Below are 19,489 nucleotides of genomic sequence, written 5' to 3'. Positions count from 1 at the left end.
AATTATGCACTGCCCCCGCGATAGTCCCGTGATGCCGCGAGGATCTTCTCCAGGGTTGCCGCGAACGCCTGCAGTTCGCTCTCTCCCACAGCGGATCCCACTACATCGGACCACGCATGTTGTGCATCCCGCAGCTCGGCAACGGTGTCGCGCCCCTTGGGGGTCGGCTCCAGCAACTTTGCCCGCTTGTGGTTCGGGTTGTCGACGTACACGGCCCACCCTTTGTCCACCAACAGATTTGCCGTCCGCTGCACACTCTGGCGTGCCAACCCCAGCCCGACGCGTCGCGCGATGTCGGCAACCGAGAGCGGCTCGTCCAGGGTGGCTCCCAGGACCTGCCACCACGCCGGAGTCAGACCCGTCGGCTCGGTGATGTCGTGTGCGGCGGCGAGAAATTCACCGTTGAGCTCGAAGACGGGCAACACCAAGGCTGTGAGCGCATCACCCTCCGGAGTGCGCTGGCTCATGCGCCCGCCAGCTGGTCGTAGTACTTGCGTTCCCCCGTCGTGTACAGGCCGTACCAGGCATCGACCACGGGTTGGGGAAACACGTTCAACCGCTCGAACACGAGCTTCGCGAACTCCAACGGGCTCACGCCGCCTGCGGTGATCACGGTGCCGTCGGACACTGCCTTCTCGTCGCGGTAGTGCTCCGCTCCACGATATTCGGTTGCCTGCGTGAGGAACTCGGTGGCATTCGAGGTATGCGCCCGGTCGTCGAGCAGTCCGGCCCGGGCCACACCCAATGTTGCCCCGCAGATCGCCGCGACCGGAGTGCCCGCCGCAACGAGTTCGACGGCGAGCCTCAGCACCGCATCGTGACCTGAGTCCCAGCTGGGCGCGCCGGGCAGAATCAACGCATCGAGAGTGGGAAGCCCGGCGAGCGCGACGTCGGGAGTGATGCGCAATCCGCCCATCGTCGTGACGGCCTCCCCCGTCTCCGATGCGATGATCAGCCGGTTGGCGTCCTGGTCCTGCTCGCGGGCCATGGCCAGACCTGCGGTGAGGTATCCGTATTCCCAGTCGGCCATGGTGTCGGTGGCGTACAGAGCGATCGTTGTCATGTCGAGCCTCCAGAATTTGACAGTGTGCTGTCATTTTGCACTCATGACAGTGCACTGTCAATGCATCACTGCCCGATCGGGCAGGTTCTGTCGAAACGCGCGTCGAACCGGGCAGTCGGCGCTACCGTCACAGCACGACCAAGCGCCGGCCAACGGAGGTACGCGCGATGCTCAGCGGTGCAGACAAGCTCCGAGATTCCATCGCCAAGTCCTGGCAACGGTCGGCGCAGAGCGGTCTCGCACCGGCGGACACCCTGGAGCAGGCGAGTCTTCGTGACGTCGATCGTCGCAGCCGCCTCCTCGCCGCGGCAAACCCCATCCTCGATCGGATGGAGAGTGTGCTCGACGGCTCCGGGTACTGCGTTCTGCTCGCGGATCGCGATGCCCGGCTGGTCGATCTCCGTTTCGGAACCCATTCGCTACGAGATGCCGTGTCCTCGGTCGGCGCGGTCGTCGGCCGGTCGTTCACCGAACAGGCTTCGGGCACCAATTCGATCTCGACGACCTTCGAGATGCGCGCACCCTGTGCCGTGCGTGCCGAGGAGCACTACATCGAGTCGATGAAGACCTTCAGTTGCTACGGCCACCCCCTGATCCACCCCGTCACACGCCGCATCGAGGGCGTCCTCGACATCACCTTCCTGGCCTCCGGTGACAACCCGCTACTCGAACCGATGCTCGTCCATGCCGCACAGGACATTCAGGGCAGGCTCCTCGAAGAGACCCGCTCCGGTGAACATCGACTGTTCCAGGCATTTCAGTACGCGTCCTCGCAGCGTCGCGGTGCGCCGGTCATTGCGATCGCCGACGAGATTCTGCTCGAAAACACCAGCGCTGCAGCAATGATCGATTCAGTCGATCATTCCGCACTGCGCGCGCTCACCGACGATTCGATCCGGCGCAGTGGCGTCGTACACGATGTGATCCTCAATTCCGGACTGCACGCAACCGTGCGCTGGGAGCGTCCGGTATCGGCCGCTGGAATCGTCATCGAGATCGATCCTCACGACACCGTGCGCACCCCTGTTCCCGCTCCGAGAATCCGAAAGCCGTTGTGTGTCATCGGCGAACCCGGAACCGGAAAATCGACCACCCTCGCCCGACTGACAGCAACGACGTCACCGCACTGGTTCGACGCCGCAGATCTGGTGACGACGCCACCGGCCGTATGGTTGACAGCCGTCGAGCATCAGGTCGAGGCTGCACACGATGTGGTGATCAAGAACGTGCACTTTCTCCCGGGTCCGGTGGCGAGCCGGCTGCATTCGACTCTGTCGTCCGCCCGCGGGTGGTACGCGTTGTCGAGCTCGGCCACCGACTCGGCCGAACTCGAACACCGCCAACTCCTGTCACTGTGCGCCGACACCATCGAGCTGGCCCCCTTGCGTTCTCGCCGACACGAAATCCCGGACCTGGTCCGCGCCATCATGGCCGAGCTCGAATCCCGCGCGCACTTCACGCCCGCAGCGTTGTCGGCGCTGATCGACTACGACTGGCCGGGCAACATCGGCGAACTCCGAGCCGAGGTCACCGAGGCCGCATCGCGTAGATCCGTCGGCGACATCACCGAACGGGAACTGGTCAGACCGCGCAAGAACGCGTCGACGACTCGGATGAGCACGCTCGACACCGCGATGCGCGACGCCATCGTGCACGAGTTGGCGCGGCAGGGCGGCAACAAACGCACGACGGCGGAGAGCCTGGGAATCAGTCGGACCACCCTGTACAAGCGGATGCGCGAGTTCGGCATCCTCGGCTGAGGTTGTCCACTTTCTGAACACTCGACATCCGTGATCGGGGTCACACTCGTATGCATGGATGCACACACGACAACACGAGAGCAGCTCGACGCACCGTCGCTCTTCATCGGCGGCGAGTGGGTGGAACCCAGCTCGTCCGCCCGCATCGAAGTCCGTTCGGCAAGTAGCGAAGAACGCATCGGATCGGTACCCGAGGCACAGGAAGCCGACGTCGATGCGGCGGTGGCTGCTGCCCGCCGCGCATTCGAGGACCCCAGCGGTTGGAGTCGGTGGGAGCCTTCGAAGCGCGCCGACGCGATCGATCGACTCGCCGACGAGTACGAGAAGCGAGGCGACCAGCTCGCCCGACTCGTGGCGGCGCAGAACGGCATGCCGATCTCCATTGCGGAGCAACTCGAAGGCGGCTTCCCGGTCGCCGTGATGCGGTACTTCTCGGGTCTCGCGCGAACCGCTCAGTTCGAGGAATCTCACCCCCACCTGATGGGCGGGACGACAACGGTTCGACGCGAGCCGATCGGCGTCGTCGGTGCCATCGCACCGTGGAATTTCCCGCAGACTCTGGCCGCGTTCAAGTACGCACCGGCCCTCGCAGCCGGCTGCACCGTCGTGCTCAAGCCGTCTCCCGAGACGGTGCTCGACTCGGTTGTGTTGGCGGAGGCCATCATTGCCGCTGGGTTGCCGCCCGGCGTCATCAACATCGTTCCCGGTGGCCGTGAGATCGGTGCCCATCTGGTCTCGCATCGAGGCATCGACAAGGTTGCGTTCACCGGCTCCACCGCAGCCGGGCGGTCCATCGCCGAAACATGTGGCCGCCTGTTGCGCCCGGTGACCCTCGAACTGGGCGGAAAGTCGGCGTCGATCATCCTCGACGACGCGAATCTCGATCTCGCCGAGATCGGCGAGAACCTCTTCGGTGCAACGTTTCTCAACAACGGTCAGACGTGCTTCCTCGGCACCCGAGTCCTCGCGCCGCGCTCCCGCTACGACGAGGTGGTCGGCATGATGGAAGCGTTCGCGAACTCATTGGCCGTCGGCGACGCGCTCGACCCGGCCACCCAGATCGGGCCGATGGCCAGCGAGCGGCAGCGCGATCGCGTCGAGGGCTACATCGCGAAAGGAAGCGGCGACGGCGCTCGGCTCGTCACCGGCGGCGGTAGGCCCGCAGACCTCGATCGCGGCTGGTTCGTTCAACCGACGATCTTCGCCGACGTCGACAACAACCACACCATCGCGCAGGAAGAGATCTTCGGGCCCGTCCTGTCGATCATCCCGTACGGCGACGAAGCCGAGGCGATCAGCATTGCCAACGACTCGGATTTCGGGCTCGGTGGATCCGTCTGGACCGCCGACGACGAGCGAGGTTTCGACGTGGCCAAGCGAATTCACACCGGAACCATCGGCATCAACCACTACATGGTGGATCCCTCGTCCCCGTTCGGCGGGGTCAAGGACAGCGGAATCGGGCGCGAGCTCGGGCCCGACGCCATCGGAAATTTCCAACACGTCAAATCCATCTACCGCTGAATCGAACTCAGGAGAATCTCTGTGAAGACCAAAGCAGCAGTACTGTTCGAGCCGCACAAGCCGTTCGAGATCATCGAACTCGAGATGGACGGCCCCGGCCCCGGTGAAGTCCTGATCAAGTATGTCGCAGCAGGACTGTGTCATTCGGATCTACATCTGCTCGACGGCGACCTGCCACCACGCTTCCCCATCGTCGGCGGCCACGAGGGTTCCGGCATCATCGAGGAAGTCGGTCCCGGCGTCACCAAGGTCAAGCCAGGCGATCATGTCGTCTGTTCCTTCATCCCGAACTGCGGCACCTGCCGCTACTGTTCCACCGGGCGACAGAACCTGTGCGACATGGGCGCAACGATCCTCGAGGGCTGCATGCCCGACGGCACGTTCCGTCGCCGTGACAGCAAGGGCACCGAATTCGGAGCGATGTGCATGCTCGGTACCTTCTCCGAGCGCGCCACCATCTCCCAGCACTCCGTCGTCAAGATCGACGACTGGTTGCCCTTGGAGACAGCAGTTCTCGTGGGTTGCGGCGTTCCGTCCGGCTGGGGCACCGCCGTGTACGCGGGCGGTGTACGCGCAGGCGACTCGGTGATCATCTACGGCATCGGCGGCCTCGGGATCAATGCCGTTCAGGGAGCTGTACATTCGGGCGCGAAGCATGTGCTCGTCGTGGATCCGCTCGAGTTCAAGCGCAACCAGGCACTGAAGTTCGGTGCGACTCACGCGTTCGCGGATGCCGCGTCGGCCCAGGAGAAGTTGACCGAACTCACGTGGGGCCAGGGGGCAGACCAGGCTCTGATTCTGGTCGGAACCGTCGACGAGGAGGTCGTGCAGGCCGCGACCGCGGCAATCGGTAAGGGCGGCACCGTCGTCATCACCGGCCTCGCCGATCCCGAGAAGCTGACGGTGCACGTGTCCGGCACGGATCTGACGTTGAATCAGAAGACGATCAAGGGCACGCTCTTCGGGTCCGCGAACCCGCAGTACGACATCGTGCGCTTGCTACGCCTGTACGACGCCGGGCAACTCAAGCTCGACGAGTTGATCACCTCGACCTACTCCCTCGAACAGGTCAACGAGGGCTACCAGGACCTGCGTGACGGCAAGAACATGCGCGGGGTGATTCATTTCTGAAACACGCTGCGACAGTGGTGCGGTCGAGTGCGCTGGATGGCACTCGACCGCATCGTTGCGCGCATCCGAATGCACGAGCGATGGTGGTCATCTCCAGTCGACCGGCAACACTCGCGTTGCCCGAGCGCGCGGATCCACCTCGTCCAGATAGATCCGGCACGCCGCGTGATAGCGCTGGTCGAAGGCCCGACCTGCCGCCTCCGGGCCACCGAGCGCCTCCGCATCCCTGGCGATGCCGCGGGCCCGTGCGACGTCCATGGGGGTATCGACGAAGACCGTGTAGTCCCAGTAGTCGGGCAGCGGCGGCCGATGCAAGAACGTTCCGTCCACCACGACGATCGCGTCGGCCGGCACCGGTTCGAGCGGATCATCCACCGGCTCGTCCGTCGCCAGATCGATGACCCGACGCCGAATGGCACCGCTTCCGTTCGGCCCCGACGGGATCAGCACGTGTGAGACAAACGCGTCGAAATCGTACGCGTCCCGGTAATAGCCGAGAGCCGACGCCCGTCCCTGTCGATACCGGTGGGCACGCCGATGATGGAAGCCGTCCATGGTCACATGCACGGACGGACGCCCCTGCGCTGCAACGGCATCCACCAGCCATTGTGCGCAGGTGGTTTTCCCCGATGCCGTCACACCGTCGATCGCCACCCGCAGCGGGTGCCCCGGAGCCCGGGAGAGCACGTCCCGCACCATGTCGTCACCGTCGCTCATGGGTCGAGGGTAGGCGATCAGCTTGATCAACCAAATGGTTGACTACGCCGGGCGAGCGGCTTACTCTCGGCATCTACGCACAGCGAGGAACCCCATGGACGATCGAACAGAGCAGCTCAACAGGACGTTCGCGGCCCTGGCCGATCCCACTCGACGTGACATCGTCGCCCGGCTCGCCGGCGGTGACGCGAACGTCAGCGAACTGGCCGAGCCGTACGAGATGAGCCTGCAAGCTGTCTCCAAACACGTGAAGGTGCTCGAGGAAGCCGGATTGGTCACGCGCAGCAAGGATGCCCAACGTCGTCCGGTGCATCTCGACGCCGAAGTGTTCGGCCTGATGACGAAATGGATCGAGCGTTATCGCCAGGAAGCAGAACAACGTTATCGACGCCTCGACGCCCTGCTGGACACCATCGCAGACGACAAGACCACCGAGACGAAAGAAGTGTCATGACTGCACACGAAACCGAGATCGTCGCGGACGAGAAAGTCCCCACGATCGAGATCATCCGAGAGTTCGATGCGACGCCGGAGCAGGTCTTTCGCGCTCACATCGACCCCGAGCTGTATCGCCGATGGGTGGGGCCGCGATCGTTGACGACCCGAATACTGAAGTGGGAGGGGCATACCGGAGGAGCCTGGGCTTTCGCCAACGACCGGGACGGTGAGGAGATCGCCGCGTTCTTCGGCAGCTTCCACGAGGTGCGTGCGAACGAGCGAATCGTGTGGACCCTCACCTGGGAGGGTGCACCCGACTCGGTCGCGCTCGAAACGCTCACCTTCGAGAGCCGAGGCGATGGCGGTACACGGCTGAGGGTTCTGAGCGTGATGTCGGACTTCGCGAGTCGCGACGGCATGCTGTCGAGCGGCATGGACGTCGGCGTGAAGGAGGGCTACGACAAGCTCGACGAACTCCTCCAGCAGCACACCGGGCCGGCCCAGCAGCACGCACAGGACGCGGCAAGGTTCAGTGCGCTCGTTCTGTCCGCGTCACCGGAGGACTGGGCCGGGCCGAGCGCGGTATCGGGTTGGGCTGCACGCGATGTCGTGCAGCATTTGATCGAGTGGTCTCGCGGCTTCCTCGCTGGGGGCGCAGGAATCGCGCTACCCGCGCTCGACGTCGAAGCCGACCCGGCCGCAGCCTGGACGCAGCACGTCGCCGACATCCAAGCGATTCTCGACGACCCCGCCGACCGGATCCTGAGCAACCCGCACACCGGAGACATGCCGGTGGACGAGGCGATCGACATGTTCTACACCGCCGACGTCTGGATGCACTCCTGGGACCTGGCGAAAGCCCTCGGCCGAGAGCCTGATCTGGGCCAGGAACGCTGCGCCGCAGCGCTCGAGGCCATGCGACCGATGGAGCAGGTGCTACGGGACAGCGGGCAGTACGGCCCCGCTGTCCCCGTTGCCGACGACGCGTCCCCGCAGGACCAGCTGATGGCCTTCATCGGCCGCGACCCGGCCTGGCAGCCGGGTCGATAACCTCCGTTCAGAGGTACTTCTTCAGCTCCATTTTCGCGATCGACATCTTGTGCACCTCGTCGGGACCGTCTGCGAGCCGCAGCGTGCGTATGTGTGCGTACATCATCGCCAGTGGGAAGTCGTTGGACACTCCGCCTCCGCCGTGGACCTGGATGGCCCGGTCGATGATCTTCAGAGCCATCTCGGGTGCCGCAACCTTGATCGCTGCGATCTCCGTGCGCGCTTCCTTGTTCCCGACGGTGTCCATCAGGTACGCGGCTTTGAACGTGAGCAACCTGGTCTTCTCGATCTCGATGCGCGCCTCGGCGATCCAGTCCTGAATGTTCGAGCGCATCGCCACCGGCTTGCCGAACGTCACGCGCGATACCGCACGGCGACATAGCAATTCGAGCGCACGTTCTGCCACGCCGATGGTGCGCATCGCGTGGTGGATACGGCCGGGACCCAAGCGAGCCTGGCTGATGGCAAAGCCCTCCCCCGGCCCCTTCAACACGTCCTTCGCCGGTACCCGCACATCCTCGAAGAGCACCTCGGCGTGACCTTCGCGGTCGATGTAGCCGAACACCGGCAGGTTGCGCAGAACGGTGACACCGGGTGCGTCGATGGGCACAACCAGCATCGACTGCTGACGGTGCGTGGCCGCCTCTGGATCGGTCTTGCCCATCACGATGAGCACCTTGCAGTTCTTGTGCATCGCATTGGACGTCCACCACTTGCGCCCGTTGAGGATGAAGTCGTCACCGTCGCGGTCCATCTTCATCGCGATGTTGGTGGCGTCCGAGCTGGCCACGTCGGGTTCGGTCATCGCAAAGGCAGAGCGAATGGTGCCGTCCAGCAACGGCTTCAGGTACTTCTCTTTGTGCTCGTCGGTACCGAAGAGCGTGAACACCTCCATGTTGCCGGTGTCCGGTGCGTTGCAGTTGCATGCCTCGGGGGCGAGCAGGCTTCGTCCCATGATCTCGGCCAGCGGTGCGTATTCGAGGTTGGTCAGACCGGGGCCCCACTCGGGATGCGGGTGGAACAGATTCCACAGTCCACGCGAGCGCGCTTCCTTCTTCAAGTCCTCGATAATCGGCGGCTGGAAGTGCGGGTCACCCGACTCGAGCATCTGCTGCTCGTACACTGCCTCGGCCGGGTAGATGTGAGAGTCCATGAACTCCAACAGATCCGACTCGTATTTCTTCGCACGGTCGGAGGTCTCGAAAAATGCCACGGTGGGCCCCTATCGGTTGTTGTCGAGCAAGCTGTCCTGGTAGCGACGCATGCCGCGCAACCACCGGTCGTAATCGGCACCCTTGTTGCGGTACATGTCCAGTACGTTCTCGTGCGGCAGGATGAGGAACTGCTCGCGGTCCATCGCGTCGAGCACCACATCGGCGACATCGAGCGGTTCGAGCACGGCACCGGCACTGAGAACCGCGGCAGTTGCCGCCGCTCCCAACGCATCTCCGGATTCGCGTCCCTCGTAGAGCAGTTTGGTGTTGACACCCATCGGGCACAGGCAGCTGACGCGAATTCCGCGGTTGCCGTAGGTGACGTTCATCCACTCGGCGAAACCGACCGCCGCGTGCTTGGTCGTCGCATATGTCGCCGAGCCGATTTGGGTGAGCAGGCCGGCCGCCGAGGCGGTGCTGACGAAGTATCCCTCGCCGCGCTCGAGCCAACCCGGCACCAACAGCTGCGCGGCCCGAATGTGCGCGCGTACGTTGACGTCGAACGACAGGTCCCAGTCCTGCTCGGCGGCGTCGAGCCCGGGTGCGCCGCTGATGCCAGCGTTGGCGAAGTAGAGATCGACGGGGCCGAACGATTCCTCGGCCACCGCGATCAGCCGTTGGATGTCCTCGGTGTTCGACGCGTCCGCCGCAGCGGCGACGGCCGTTCCCGGCCGATCGCGTTCTATGGCGTCGGCCACGGATCGGGCCGTGGTTTCGTCGAGATCGGAGACGACGACGCGTGCGCCGTGCTCGGAGAGTCGAGCGGCGATGGCTCCGCCGATTCCGCCACCACCTCCGGTGACGATGGCAACTCTGCCTTCAACCTTCATGCCCCAGGTATAGTTGAAGTCGGATTCAAGTTCAACCCTGGTTGCATGAACATGCTGGTCAGAGGCGCACTCTAAGCCCGGGGACGCGTCGGATCGGTGATCCATCCCGACCACGAGCCCGGATACAACGCAGCATCGATGCCCGCCAATTCGAGCGCGAGAATCTGATGTGCCGCGGTCACCCCGGAACCGCAGTAGACGGCGACTTTCTTTCCCTCGGGCACAAGTCCACCGAATGTGCCATTGAGTACCCCGGGGTCCAGAAACTTGCCGTCCGCATCGACGTTCTCGGTCGTCGGCCGATTGACCGCGCCGGGGATGTGACCGGCCACGGGATCCACCGGTTCCACTTCCCCGCGGAACCGCTCGGGTGCCCGGGCGTCGAGCAGTACGTGGTCCCGGGCGAAGTCGAGTACGTCGTCGACGTCGAGAACGGACGCAAGGGACGGCCTCGCAGTGAACGATCCGGCCGCCACGATCGACGGTTCGGTACCGATCGGGAATCCAGCCGCGACCCACTGGGCGAGACCGCCGTCGAGGACTCGCACGTCGGCATGGCCGTAGTGGCGCAACAACCACCAGCCGCGCGCGGCCGCGGTCGCCGGTCCTCCGTCGTAGACCACGACCGAGGAGTCGTCACTCACCCCGGCGCCGCGCATCGCTGCGACGAACGTCTCGGTGTCGGGCAACGGGTGGCGGCCGCCTGGACCCGGGACCCCGGCAAGCTCCGCGTCGAGGTCCACGAACTGCGCGTTCGGGATGTGGCCGGCCTCGTAACCGGCTCTGTCGCTTCCGGTCTGCAGCACGAATCGAATATCGAGGACGACCGGAGCCCGCCCCATCTCGAAGAGGTCGTGCAGTTCGGCGGCAGAAATCAGCGGCGAGGGGCTCATAAGGCTCCGACGCTAACAGCCCTGCGCCGGGAATAGCTCGGGTTGCATGCCGGTTGTGCGCAGGCGTGACCGAAACTGCATCCACAACACAGCATCTGTCCACCGCCGGGCTCTTCGAGCCGTTCGAGGTCAAGTCGCTGAAGCTGCGCAATCGCTTCGCCATGGCCCCGATGACGCGCGCCTTTTCTCCCGACGGCATCCCCGGCCCGGATGTCGCCGAGTACTACCGCAAGCGCGCGGCCGGCGGCACCGGCCTCATCATCACCGAGGGCACCTACATTCCAGACCCCGCAGCCGGCCCGCACACCCGCGTCCCGCGGATCTACGGTGACGCCAGCCTCGAGGGCTGGAAGGGTGTCGTCGACGCCGTCCACGCCGAGGGCAGCGCGATCATCCCGCAGCTGTGGCACCTCGGTGTCGAGCGCGGCACCGAGCCTCGCCTCTTCCCGGACGTCACCACCGTGAGCCCGTCGGGCATTGCACTCGACGGTTCTTCGGTGGGTCGGGCATTCACCGACGCCGACCTCGACGAACTCACCTCGCAGTGGGTGCAGGCCGCGGTCAACGCGAAGAACACCGGCTTCGACGGCCTCGAACTGCACGGCGCGCACGGGTATCTGCTCGACGAATTCCTGTGGGCCACAACCAATGTGCGCGACGACGAGTTCGGTGGTTCTCTCGAAGCTCGGACTCGCTTCCCCGCGCAGGTCGTTGCGGCGATCCGCGCCGCGGTGGGTGAGGACTTCGCCATCGTGTACCGCTTCTCGCAGTGGAAGAGCAATCACTTCGACGCCCGGATCGCCCAGAATCCGGAGGAACTCGGACGTGTCCTGACTCCTCTCGTCGACGCCGGAGTGGACATTCTGCACGCCTCGACCCGCCGCCACTGGGATCCGGCGTTCCCTGAGCTGGACGGCAACGACGGAAAGCTGGGCTTGGCCGGGTGGACCCGCAAGCTCACCGGCGTGCCGACGATCACTGTCGGATCGGTTGGCCTCGACTCGGTGTTCACCTCGGCATGGTCGGAGGACGCCGCATCCGGTGTCACCGGACTCGATGCACTGGTCGGCCAGTTCGAGGACAACGAGTTCGATGTGGTGGCCGTCGGACGTGCACTGCTGTCCGACCCCGATTGGGTGAACAAGGTCGGAGACGGACGCGTCGATGAGCGCATCGAATTCACCCGCGACCACATTCAGCACCTGATCTGACGGAGCGGGCACTGAGATCCACGGCAGCATCGCCTAGAACGGCGGTGCTGCCGTGTCGTTTGTCTCGGGCTGTCGGTTGTCGGGTGGGTTGGGGTAGGCGATGTGGCCGGATCGTGTCGGTCGGGTGGGGATGTGTGGTGTGAGGTCGTTGCCGAGGATGGGTACGGCTGTGCCGTTGGTGGTCAGGGTGATTCGGGTGGTCTTGGATGTCGATGTCCAGAGGATGGCTCCGCCGGGGAGCATGGTGGCGGTCCAGTAGCCGGCGGTTTTGACACTGTGGTGGTAGTCGCAGAGGCATTGGAGGTTGTTGACGGTGGTCCATCCTCCGCCGAGGGGGTTGGTGTGGTCGAAGGCGGTGATGTGGTCGAGTTGGCAGCGTGCGGCGGGTCGGTGGCAGCCGGGAAAGCGGCAGTGTTTGTCGCGTAGTCGAACGGCTGCGGTGGTGAGCGTGTCGGGTCGGTAGATCAGTGCTCGGTCGGTGAGCGGGTCGCGGGGTACGGATGTGCCGAGGGTGGGGTCGGCGGCGATCGCGGCTTCGAGTGCTGCGGCGAGGGATGCGTTGCCGAGGTAGATGCCTGAGGGCGTGCGGTGTGCTGGAGTGTGGCCTGCAATGGGGATCGTTCGGTTTTTTCGCCGAATCGCGGAGGGCAGATCGAGGGCAGTGACGTCGAAGGCAGAGCTGTGCCGTGTGCCCCTCCCGACGGGTGTGTGGGTGCAGAACAGGGCTGCGGCGGAGGTCAGCGATTGGGTCCGCCGTGGTCTGTCTTCGCCTCCGCCGAGGTCGGGTGGAGCTGGATCTGCCGCTGAATGGGCAGAGGTGTCCCCTGTCTGGCTCTCCGTCGGAGCCGGAGCCGGAGCCGGTGACGTCGTTGTCCCCGGCAGCGGCGCAGGTGCTTGTGCTGGATCGGGTGTTCGAAGTGATTCGCCGGTCGGGTCGGGTGTCGAACTCGATGTGTCGAACGGACCCCGGTCCGATGCTGCATGCGATGGTGCTGCATCGGAGCCACGGCCGGGATCTTTTTCCTTGCCGGACGCAGAGTCCGCTGCTGTCGCCGGTACTGGCGCAGTGGCCGTTGCCGTCGCGCTGGTCGGCGAGGGCGCGGGGTCGGCTGATGCTGCCGTGGATGATTCGGCGTCGGCGTCGGCGTCGGCGTCGGTGTCGGTGTCAGTGGATGTTCCAGTGATCGTGCATGATTCGGATTCAGTCGCCCGTTCCGAGTCGCTACCGGTGCAGCTGCGAGTCTCGGCAGCGTCTGTTGCCGAAGCAGCGTTCGTGTCCGTGTCGTTCACCGGATCCGACGCTGAGTCCGACTCCTGCTGCTGGTCTGTCGGTGTTCGTTCCCAGTCCCCGGTCTCCGGGTTCTGGTGTGCGAGGCCGAGGGATTCGGCGAGGGTGACGGCTTCGGTGAGCAGGATCTGCCAGTGGCTGTTGCGTGCCAGCTCCTGCGCGAGGTCGGGGTCGATGGAACCGTGTCCGGCGAGGTAGGCGGGGTTGGCGAGCAGTCCGATGAGGGTGGCGATGTCGACGGTGATCATCGTCAACGGCACCCGCCGATCCGGCAACACGGTGTCGTTCTTCGGGCAGTCGGGGCGGTGGCACAGGCATGCCAGTCGGGGTTCGCCGTGCATGCGGGCCATGAACGCATCACAGAGGCGTTCTTTCTTCCCGCGCGGATCCTTCGGGCAGAGGGTGTCGGCCATTTCTTCGAGGAGTTGCCATGCGGCGGCGGCTTCGGGTGCGGTCAACTCGGCTCGGATGCGGGCGAGTTCGCCGGCGGGACTGTAGGTGACGGTGCGGAACTTCTTCGCGAACTCCCGCAGTGCTGCTGCTTCCTCGGGTGCGAAGCGCAGCAGGATGTCCCAGATCGCCTGCTCGAGCGGGCCCGGGGACGACCTCCGCGCCGCCTCGACCACCTCTTTCTCGACCGACGTGACGATGGCGTCGGAGAGGTTGTCGAGGATCCGGCATGCGGTCCGCACGCGAGGGAGGTCGATCTCCCCTGTCTCGAACGCTGCTCGTAGCAGTGGGAGTCGGGTGTACAGGGCTACGCCGACGGATACATACGATTCGGCGACGGTCGCCGAGCAGCCCAACGCGACAGCCATTTCGGTGCGTCCGTATCGGCTGTAGTGCTTGTGTTCGGTGTCGCGGGTGATCCAGTCGCAGTGCACGCGATAGCAGGCGGCGATCTTGCGGGCCGCGTGCCGATTCTCCTCACGCGCGGCAGCGGTCAACGCCTCCAGTGACACAGTCGGTATTGCACCCATTTTTCACCCCCCGGTGAGCCGAAACAAGAACGTGCGTTCGAACTGAAAGAAGACTAACCCGGGCCACCGACAAGAACGCTGGAGCCGGAATTGGGGCGGCTGACCTGCCGCTTTCCGCCGAATCGTTCTACACTCCACTCCATGAGCGAGCCCGATTCGACGTCGTCAGAACTGGTGGAGTTGCGCGAGCGTGCGGCCCGCGGTGATCAGGATGCCATCGACGAGTTGGTCGAACTCGCGGGCTCTCGAAACGACCTCGACGAACTCCGCTCCCTCGCCGAGGCAGGCAGCAGCGATGCCGTCGACATCCTCGTCGAGCTCGCCGGTGAACGTGGCGACCGCGCCGAGCTGCAGAGATTGGCCGCCGCAGGCAGCCAAGACGCCGCGGACATTCTGGAGGAACTCGACGGCTAAGCGGGCCGCTCCCCCAGTTGCACGGTGAGTCGGTGTGCCGCGTCGAGCAGCAGCTTGCCCAACTCCCGGCGCCGATCATCACGGAATCGTGTCTCGACACCCGTCAGGCTCAATGCCCATGCCGGACCTCCGGCACGGTCGAACACGGCAGCGCCGAGGCCCCAGCTGCCTTCCACCAGCAACGCCGGGTTGACGGCGAATCCGGTGGTGCGGGTGTGTGCGATGCGACGTCGAATCTCGCTGTCGGAGTGGCCTTCTCCCCACTCGGGCACCAGGTCCACTCCACCGAGGTACTCGTCGACTTCCCGGTCGGGAAGGTGCGCAAGAATGGCCAGGCCTGCGGACGCCACCCCGAGCGGCAGCCGAATGCCCTCGTACAACACGTGTGAGCGCAGGGGAAAGCTCCCTTCCACCCGAAGCAGGCACACGGTCTCCGCCCCACGCCGCGCCGACAGAAACGCACTCTCTCCGCTCTCGGTGGCCAACGCCTGCACTATCTTTCGAGCCTGGTCGGTGATGTCGTACCGCAATGCCGCCATCGATCCGAGCAGGTAGATCTCCGGGCCCAGTGACCAGTGGCCGGTGGCGGCGTCGCGGTCGACGAATCCTTGGTCGGCCAGAGACGCCAGTAGGCGATGTGCGGTCGGCCGCGCGATTCCGGTCGCCCGAGCGAGCGCGGTGGTCGAGGCGCCCGACGGCTCCTCGGTTCCCGCTGCGCGCAGCAACGAGCAGATCTTGCCGATCACACTTGCGTTGGCATCCGGTGACGTCACCCGGCCATCGTACGTCCACTCAGCGGACGCCATATCTCCATCCGTTCACCGAACGAGCAAAATCCATCATTCACTTCATCCAGATACACAGCTCAGGTTCACTGAGTGCAACGTTTGCTCAACGAACACATCAGGAGCTGCAAGTGACTGGAAAGACCTATGCGTCCGCCGCCGAGGCGGTCGCGGACATCGGCCGAGGAGCGACCCTCGCGGTCGGTGGCTTCGGATTGTGCGGCATCCCCGACGCCCTCATCGAAGCCATCGCGAACACCGATGCCGACGAGCTCGAAGTGTTCTCCAACAACTGTGGCGTCGACGGCTACGGACTCGGAATCCTGTTGGCCGCCGGACGCATCCGCCGCGTCACCGCCTCGTACGTCGGCGAGAACAAGGAATTCGCCCGGCAGTATCTCGCCGGCGAACTCGAAGTCGAACTCACCCCCCAAGGCACACTCGCCGAACGACTCCGCGCCGGCGGCAACGGCGTCCCCGCATTCTTCACCCCCGCCGGGGTCGGCAGCCCCATCGCCGACGGCGGAATGCCGTGGCGCTACGACGCCGACGGCTCCGTGTCCATCGCATCGCCGCCCAAGGAGACGCGAGTGTTCGGAGACAAGCGGTACGTCCTCGAAGAGTCGATCAATGCCGACTTCGCGCTGGTGCACGCCGAAACAGGTGACACAGCAGGCAATCTCGTGTTCGACAAGACCGCGATGAACTTCAACCCCCTCGCCGCGATGGCAGGCAAGATCACCATCGCGCAGGTCGAGAACCTCGTGGAGCCGGGCGAGATCGACCCGGCCCACGTACATCTTCCCGGCGTGTTCGTCCAACGCGTCGTGCACACCGGGCCACAGGACAGGCGCATCGAAAAGCGCACCGTCAGTTCAGGAGTTCGAGCATGAGCACAGGATGGACGCGCGATCAGATGGCCGAACGCGCCGCAGCAGAGATGGTCGACGGGGAGTACGTCAATCTCGGCATCGGACTGCCGACCTTGATCCCGGGATATCTGACCGACGACGTCAAGGTCACGCTGCACTCGGAGAACGGCATCCTCGGCACCGGACCGTACCCCACGGAGGACAAGGTCGACGCCAACCTCATCAACGCGGGCAAGGAGACGGTCACCGTCAATCCCGGTGCAGCGTACTTCGATTCGTCGTTGAGCTTCGGGATGATTCGAGGCGGCCACATCGACACCGCGGTGCTCGGCGGCATGCAGGTCTCCAGAACCGGTGACCTCGCAAACTGGATGGTGCCCGGCAAGATGGTCAAGGGCATGGGCGGCGCGATGGACCTCGTGCACGGTGCCCGGCGCGTCATCGTCGTCATGGAACACACCGACCGCGACGGGAACCCGAAGATCCTCGACGCCTGCACCTTGCCGTTGACCGGCCAAGGCGTCGTGAATCGCATCATCACGAACCTCGCCGTCATCGACGTCGTCGGCGACGGGACCCTCGCACTCGCCGAGCTCGCACCCGGTGTCACCTCCGAAGAGGTCGTCGCCGCAACGGGATCCGCGCTCACGATCCCGTGACACCGAGCCCGTGAGACAGAACCCGTGAAACAACTGTGGGCTCGAACGTGCGAAACGTTCGAGCCCACAGTTCGACGTACTAGTCCGGAATCATGTCGAAGGTGTCCGGGTTCGGGCCGTTGCGGCCCTGCTCGCCCTTGTCCAGGGCGGTGATGGCGTCGACATCGGCAGAGCTGAGCTCGAAGTCGAAGATCTCGAAGTTGGCCTTCACCCGCTCCGGCGTGACCGACTTCGGGAAGATGATGTTGCCGCGCTGAATGTGCCAGCGGAGCACAACCTGCGCGACAGATTTGCCTGTCGCGTCGGCGATTCGCTGCAGTTCGGGGTCGTCGAGAACGTTGCCCTGCGCGATCGGCGACCACGCCTCGGTGGGAATCGCGTGCTCACGGCCGTACGCCCACACGTCGCTGTTCACGAAGTACGGGTGCACCTCGATCTGGTTCACGGCTGGCACCGTTTCGGTCTCTTCTGCCAGCCGGTCGAGGTGGGCCGGCTGGAAGTTGGAGACACCGATGTTGCGGGCGCGACCGTCGGCTGCGAACTCCTCCAACGTTTTCCACGTGGAGACGAAGTCGCCGTCGTAGCGGGTCGGGAGCGGCCAATGGATGAGAAAGAGGTCCACGTAGTCGGTTCCGAGATCGCTGAGCGTCGCGTCGAACGCCTTCCGCGCATCGTCGGGCTTGTGGAAACCGTTGTTGAGCTTGCTGGTGACGAAGACCGATTCACGGTCGATGCCGGAGTTGCGGATACCTTCGCCGACCTGCTTCTCGTTTCCGTACATCTCGGCAGTGTCGATGTGGCGGTAGCCGATTTCGAGGGCCGTTTCGACGGCCTGGGCCGTCTTCTCGGGGTCGATCTGGAACACGCCGAAGCCGAGCTGCGGGATCTGCTTGCCGTTTCTGAGCGTGACGTTGGGTACCTGAGTCATATCGCTCGGGTGCCCGCCCTCCCGCCGCTTCAAACCGGATGAAATGATGCCAACGTGATAGTGCAGCGCATCCGGCGCGTCGTCGATGGGGTTGCCGAGAATCTCGGCCGGTCCACCGCAGCTCTGACAGCCCCGACTCGGCACTTCGACCCGGCGCACCCGTGGTTCCTCACTGCGGTCGAGCGCGGCAACGACGACACCCGAATCGCAGCCTGGACCGAGGGCAACCGCGTCGAGAATCTGGTGCACGGCAAGACGTACTTCGCGGCGCTGGCGCAGGCACTCGAGCGGACCGAACGCGACGATCTGGTGCTCTTCACCGACTGGCGCGGCGACCCGGAACAGCTGCTCACCGACGACGGCGTGACCGTCGAGGATGCGCTCACGGCCGTCGCCCACCGCGGTGGCCTCGTGAAGGGCATGGTGTGGCGCTCGCACATGGAGACACTCGGCTTCACCGGTCCGAAGAATCGCAAGCTCGCTCTGCGGCTCGAGGAGGCCGGCGGCGAAGTCATTCTCGATCAGCGCGTACTGACCCTCGGAAGCCACCACCAGAAGTTCGTCGTCATCCGCTATCGACGGCCCGAGGTGGCCGACGTCGCGTTCGTCGGTGGCATCGATCTGGCCCGTGCCCGACGCGACGACGCCGATCATTTCGGCGATCCGGTCTCGCGTCCCTTCCCTCCCGAGTACGGCGAGATCCCGGCCTGGCACGACGTGCAGGTCCAGCTCGAGGGCCCCGCAGTGCGGGACGTCGAGGATGTCTTTCGCGAGCGCTGGGAGGATCCCGCAGCCCTGTCCCGCCTCCCCTGGCACGCCGTACCCGACATGCTGCGCGGTGTGACTCGCGAACCGTCGGAGCTACCGACTGCGGCTGCGCCTCCGGATCCGCGGGGTACGTGCTCGGTTCAGCTGCTGCGCACCTACCCGCGTCGGCGTCCCGCCTACCCGTTCGCCACCAAGGGCGAGCGCAGCGCGGCACGTGCGTACGCCAAGGCTCTGCACCGAGCAACCGAGTTGATCTACATCGAGGATCAGTACCTGTGGTCGGTCGACGTCGCGCGGGTGTTCGCTGCGGCGCTGCGTCGCAAGCCGAACCTGCGGTTGGTGGTGGTGGTTCCCAAGCACCTCGACGACGACAGCAATCTCACCATTCCGTCTGCGCTGCTGGGACACTCGGCCGCACTGGGCGTCATCCGCGCTGCCGGCGGTGATCGAGTACTGGTTCTGGATATCGAAAACGACCGCGGCATACCGGTGTACGTGCACTCGAAGGTGTGCGTCATCGACGACATCTGGGCAGCGGTGGGTTCGGACAACTTCAATCGCCGCTCCTGGACCCATGATTCGGAGTTGACGGCCGCCATCATCGACGAAGAACGGGACACTCGCGAACCTCTGGACCCGGCAGGCCTGGGCGACGGTGCTCGAATTCACGCCCGCAACCTACGTCTGGAACTGATTCGCGAGCACCTCGGCCGCGCCGACGGTGACGACGCCGATCTGGTGGATCCCCAAGGATTCTTCGATGTGGTCTCGGCCAGTGCGACCGCGCTCGACAACTGGCACCGCAACCCGTCCTCGGGCCCGCGCCCTGCCGGCAGGCTCCGCCGACACGAGATCTCCGTGCCACCCGTGTGGCAGCAACGACTCGCTGCCTTCGCGTACCGCCTGTTCGTCGATCCCGACGGCCGCCCGATCGGAATGCGCCTGCGTCGTCGTTTCTGACGTG

19 protein-coding genes are annotated in these 19,489 nt (G+C 65.0%); 10 read left to right on the top strand and 9 right to left on the bottom strand.

Annotation, left to right across the window (positions count from 1 at the left end):
* Positions 1 to 2 precede the first annotated feature (2 nt).
* Both CH302_RS24030 and CH302_RS24025 read right to left on the bottom strand, forming a co-directional pair.
* Positions 3 to 467 (bottom strand): MarR family winged helix-turn-helix transcriptional regulator, encoded by a 465-nt coding sequence (locus tag CH302_RS24030; protein WP_037194951.1) that lies wholly within the window; start codon positions 465 to 467, stop codon positions 3 to 5.
* Positions 464 to 1,063, bottom strand: a complete 600-nt coding sequence (locus CH302_RS24025; RefSeq protein WP_037194948.1) for a DJ-1/PfpI family protein — start codon at positions 1,061 to 1,063, stop codon at positions 464 to 466. The genes CH302_RS24030 and CH302_RS24025 overlap by 4 nt, the downstream gene beginning before the upstream one ends.
* 167 nt (positions 1,064 to 1,230) lie before the next feature.
* On the opposite strand from CH302_RS24025, the gene CH302_RS24020 reads away from it, so the two are divergent.
* The 3 genes from CH302_RS24020 to CH302_RS24010 are packed head-to-tail and all read left to right on the top strand — an operon-like array spanning position 1,231 to position 5,478.
* Positions 1,231 to 2,823 carry a sigma-54-dependent Fis family transcriptional regulator gene (locus CH302_RS24020; RefSeq protein WP_037194947.1) on the top strand — a complete coding sequence of 531 codons (1,593 nt, stop codon included), beginning with the start codon at positions 1,231 to 1,233 and terminating at the stop codon, positions 2,821 to 2,823.
* Positions 2,824 to 2,877: 54 nt separating this feature from the next.
* The gene (locus CH302_RS24015; RefSeq protein WP_037194946.1) at positions 2,878 to 4,347 is read left to right on the top strand and encodes an aldehyde dehydrogenase; all 1,470 of its coding nucleotides are present in this window, start codon (positions 2,878 to 2,880) and stop codon (positions 4,345 to 4,347) included.
* Between the two features lie 21 nt (positions 4,348 to 4,368).
* Positions 4,369 to 5,478 (top strand): NDMA-dependent alcohol dehydrogenase, encoded by a 1,110-nt coding sequence (locus tag CH302_RS24010; RefSeq protein ID WP_037194945.1) that lies wholly within the window; start codon positions 4,369 to 4,371, stop codon positions 5,476 to 5,478.
* Between the two features lie 87 nt (positions 5,479 to 5,565).
* Here CH302_RS24010 and CH302_RS24005 read toward each other — a convergent pair whose 3' ends face one another.
* Positions 5,566 to 6,195: a hypothetical protein gene (locus CH302_RS24005; RefSeq protein ID WP_052048036.1), complete on the bottom strand. Its 630-nt coding sequence runs from the start codon at positions 6,193 to 6,195 to the stop codon at positions 5,566 to 5,568.
* A 94-nt stretch (positions 6,196 to 6,289) separates the two neighbouring features.
* On the opposite strand from CH302_RS24005, the gene CH302_RS24000 reads away from it, so the two are divergent.
* Together CH302_RS24000 and CH302_RS30920 are read left to right on the top strand one after the other, a co-directional pair.
* A complete protein-coding gene (locus CH302_RS24000; RefSeq protein ID WP_037194944.1) occupies positions 6,290 to 6,649 on the top strand; it encodes an ArsR/SmtB family transcription factor in 360 nt (119 codons plus the stop codon).
* Entirely contained in the window at positions 6,646 to 7,683 is a 1,038-nt protein-coding gene (locus tag CH302_RS30920; RefSeq protein ID WP_037194942.1) for an SRPBCC domain-containing protein, read from the top strand. Before CH302_RS24000 ends, CH302_RS30920 begins: the two co-directional genes overlap by 4 nt.
* 7 nt (positions 7,684 to 7,690) lie before the next feature.
* Here the strand turns inward: CH302_RS30920 and CH302_RS23990 are convergent, their stop codons facing one another.
* The 3 genes from CH302_RS23990 to CH302_RS23980 form a co-directional block, all read right to left on the bottom strand.
* Positions 7,691 to 8,836, bottom strand: coding sequence for an acyl-CoA dehydrogenase family protein (locus CH302_RS23990; protein ID WP_371828273.1), 1,146 nt, complete (start codon positions 8,834 to 8,836; stop codon positions 7,691 to 7,693).
* A gap of 69 nt (positions 8,837 to 8,905) precedes the next feature.
* A complete protein-coding gene (locus CH302_RS23985) occupies positions 8,906 to 9,727 on the bottom strand; it encodes an SDR family oxidoreductase (protein ID WP_037194941.1) in 822 nt (273 codons plus the stop codon).
* Between the two features lie 71 nt (positions 9,728 to 9,798).
* Positions 9,799 to 10,620, bottom strand: coding sequence for a sulfurtransferase (locus tag CH302_RS23980; RefSeq protein WP_037194940.1), 822 nt, complete (start codon positions 10,618 to 10,620; stop codon positions 9,799 to 9,801).
* A gap of 65 nt (positions 10,621 to 10,685) precedes the next feature.
* Here CH302_RS23980 and CH302_RS23975 point away from each other — a divergent pair, with 65 nt between their 5' ends.
* Positions 10,686 to 11,831, top strand: coding sequence for an NADH:flavin oxidoreductase (locus CH302_RS23975; RefSeq protein WP_037194938.1), 1,146 nt, complete (start codon positions 10,686 to 10,688; stop codon positions 11,829 to 11,831).
* Positions 11,832 to 11,864: 33 nt separating this feature from the next.
* Here the strand turns inward: CH302_RS23975 and CH302_RS23970 are convergent, their stop codons facing one another.
* Entirely contained in the window at positions 11,865 to 14,099 is a 2,235-nt protein-coding gene (locus CH302_RS23970; RefSeq protein ID WP_094650094.1) for an HNH endonuclease signature motif containing protein, read from the bottom strand.
* Between the two features lie 141 nt (positions 14,100 to 14,240).
* On the opposite strand from CH302_RS23970, the gene CH302_RS23965 reads away from it, so the two are divergent.
* On the top strand, positions 14,241 to 14,513 hold the full coding sequence (locus tag CH302_RS23965) for a hypothetical protein (RefSeq protein WP_037188045.1): 273 nt from the start codon (positions 14,241 to 14,243) through the stop codon (positions 14,511 to 14,513).
* On the opposite strand, the gene CH302_RS23960 is transcribed toward CH302_RS23965, so the two are convergent.
* The gene (locus CH302_RS23960) at positions 14,510 to 15,319 is read right to left on the bottom strand and encodes an IclR family transcriptional regulator (RefSeq protein WP_052047355.1); all 810 of its coding nucleotides are present in this window, start codon (positions 15,317 to 15,319) and stop codon (positions 14,510 to 14,512) included. The genes CH302_RS23965 and CH302_RS23960 overlap by 4 nt on opposite strands.
* A 110-nt stretch (positions 15,320 to 15,429) precedes the next feature.
* Here CH302_RS23960 and CH302_RS23955 point away from each other — a divergent pair, with 110 nt between their 5' ends.
* Positions 15,430 to 16,191, top strand: coding sequence for a CoA transferase subunit A (locus CH302_RS23955; protein WP_037188043.1), 762 nt, complete (start codon positions 15,430 to 15,432; stop codon positions 16,189 to 16,191).
* Complete coding sequence (locus CH302_RS23950) at positions 16,188 to 16,829, top strand: 3-oxoacid CoA-transferase subunit B (RefSeq protein ID WP_037188040.1); 642 nt, start codon at positions 16,188 to 16,190, stop codon at positions 16,827 to 16,829. The genes CH302_RS23955 and CH302_RS23950 overlap by 4 nt, the downstream gene beginning before the upstream one ends.
* Before the next feature lie 79 nt (positions 16,830 to 16,908).
* On the opposite strand, the gene CH302_RS23945 is transcribed toward CH302_RS23950, so the two are convergent.
* Positions 16,909 to 17,757 (bottom strand): aldo/keto reductase, encoded by an 849-nt coding sequence (locus CH302_RS23945; RefSeq protein WP_037188037.1) that lies wholly within the window; start codon positions 17,755 to 17,757, stop codon positions 16,909 to 16,911.
* A 54-nt stretch (positions 17,758 to 17,811) separates the two neighbouring features.
* On the opposite strand from CH302_RS23945, the gene CH302_RS23940 reads away from it, so the two are divergent.
* Positions 17,812 to 19,485 carry a phospholipase D family protein gene (locus CH302_RS23940; RefSeq protein WP_037188035.1) on the top strand — a complete coding sequence of 558 codons (1,674 nt, stop codon included), beginning with the start codon at positions 17,812 to 17,814 and terminating at the stop codon, positions 19,483 to 19,485.
* Positions 19,486 to 19,489 lie beyond the last annotated feature (4 nt).

Source organism: Rhodococcus sp. 15-2388-1-1a, assembly GCF_002259145.1.
GTDB lineage: Bacteria > Actinomycetota > Actinomycetes > Mycobacteriales > Mycobacteriaceae > Rhodococcoides.
Note: the sequence above shows the minus strand (reverse complement) of the source record. Positions and strands in the feature narration are given on the sequence as shown.

Excerpts from the sequence above, each read along its gene's own strand:
- CH302_RS24030 (WP_037194951.1), bottom strand. The coding sequence starts at position 467 with ATGAGCCAGCGCACTCCGGAGGGTGATGCGCTCACAGCCTTGGTGTTG.
- CH302_RS24025 (WP_037194948.1), bottom strand. The coding sequence starts at position 1,063 with ATGACAACGATCGCTCTGTACGCCACCGACACCATGGCCGACTGGGAA.
- CH302_RS24020 (WP_037194947.1), top strand. The coding sequence starts at position 1,231 with ATGCTCAGCGGTGCAGACAAGCTCCGAGATTCCATCGCCAAGTCCTGG.
- CH302_RS24015 (WP_037194946.1), top strand. The coding sequence starts at position 2,878 with ATGGATGCACACACGACAACACGAGAGCAGCTCGACGCACCGTCGCTC.
- CH302_RS24005 (WP_052048036.1), bottom strand. The coding sequence starts at position 6,195 with ATGAGCGACGGTGACGACATGGTGCGGGACGTGCTCTCCCGGGCTCCG.
- CH302_RS24000 (WP_037194944.1), top strand. The coding sequence starts at position 6,290 with ATGGACGATCGAACAGAGCAGCTCAACAGGACGTTCGCGGCCCTGGCC.
- CH302_RS30920 (WP_037194942.1), top strand. The coding sequence starts at position 6,646 with ATGACTGCACACGAAACCGAGATCGTCGCGGACGAGAAAGTCCCCACG.
- CH302_RS23990 (WP_371828273.1), bottom strand. The coding sequence starts at position 8,836 with ATGGACTCTCACATCTACCCGGCCGAGGCAGTGTACGAGCAGCAGATG.
- CH302_RS23985 (WP_037194941.1), bottom strand. The coding sequence starts at position 9,727 with ATGAAGGTTGAAGGCAGAGTTGCCATCGTCACCGGAGGTGGTGGCGGA.
- CH302_RS23980 (WP_037194940.1), bottom strand. The coding sequence starts at position 10,620 with ATGAGCCCCTCGCCGCTGATTTCTGCCGCCGAACTGCACGACCTCTTC.
- CH302_RS23970 (WP_094650094.1), bottom strand. The coding sequence starts at position 14,099 with ATGGGTGCAATACCGACTGTGTCACTGGAGGCGTTGACCGCTGCCGCG.
- CH302_RS23965 (WP_037188045.1), top strand. The coding sequence starts at position 14,241 with ATGAGCGAGCCCGATTCGACGTCGTCAGAACTGGTGGAGTTGCGCGAG.
- CH302_RS23960 (WP_052047355.1), bottom strand. The coding sequence starts at position 15,319 with ATGGCGTCCGCTGAGTGGACGTACGATGGCCGGGTGACGTCACCGGAT.
- CH302_RS23950 (WP_037188040.1), top strand. The coding sequence starts at position 16,188 with ATGAGCACAGGATGGACGCGCGATCAGATGGCCGAACGCGCCGCAGCA.
- CH302_RS23945 (WP_037188037.1), bottom strand. The coding sequence starts at position 17,757 with ATGACTCAGGTACCCAACGTCACGCTCAGAAACGGCAAGCAGATCCCG.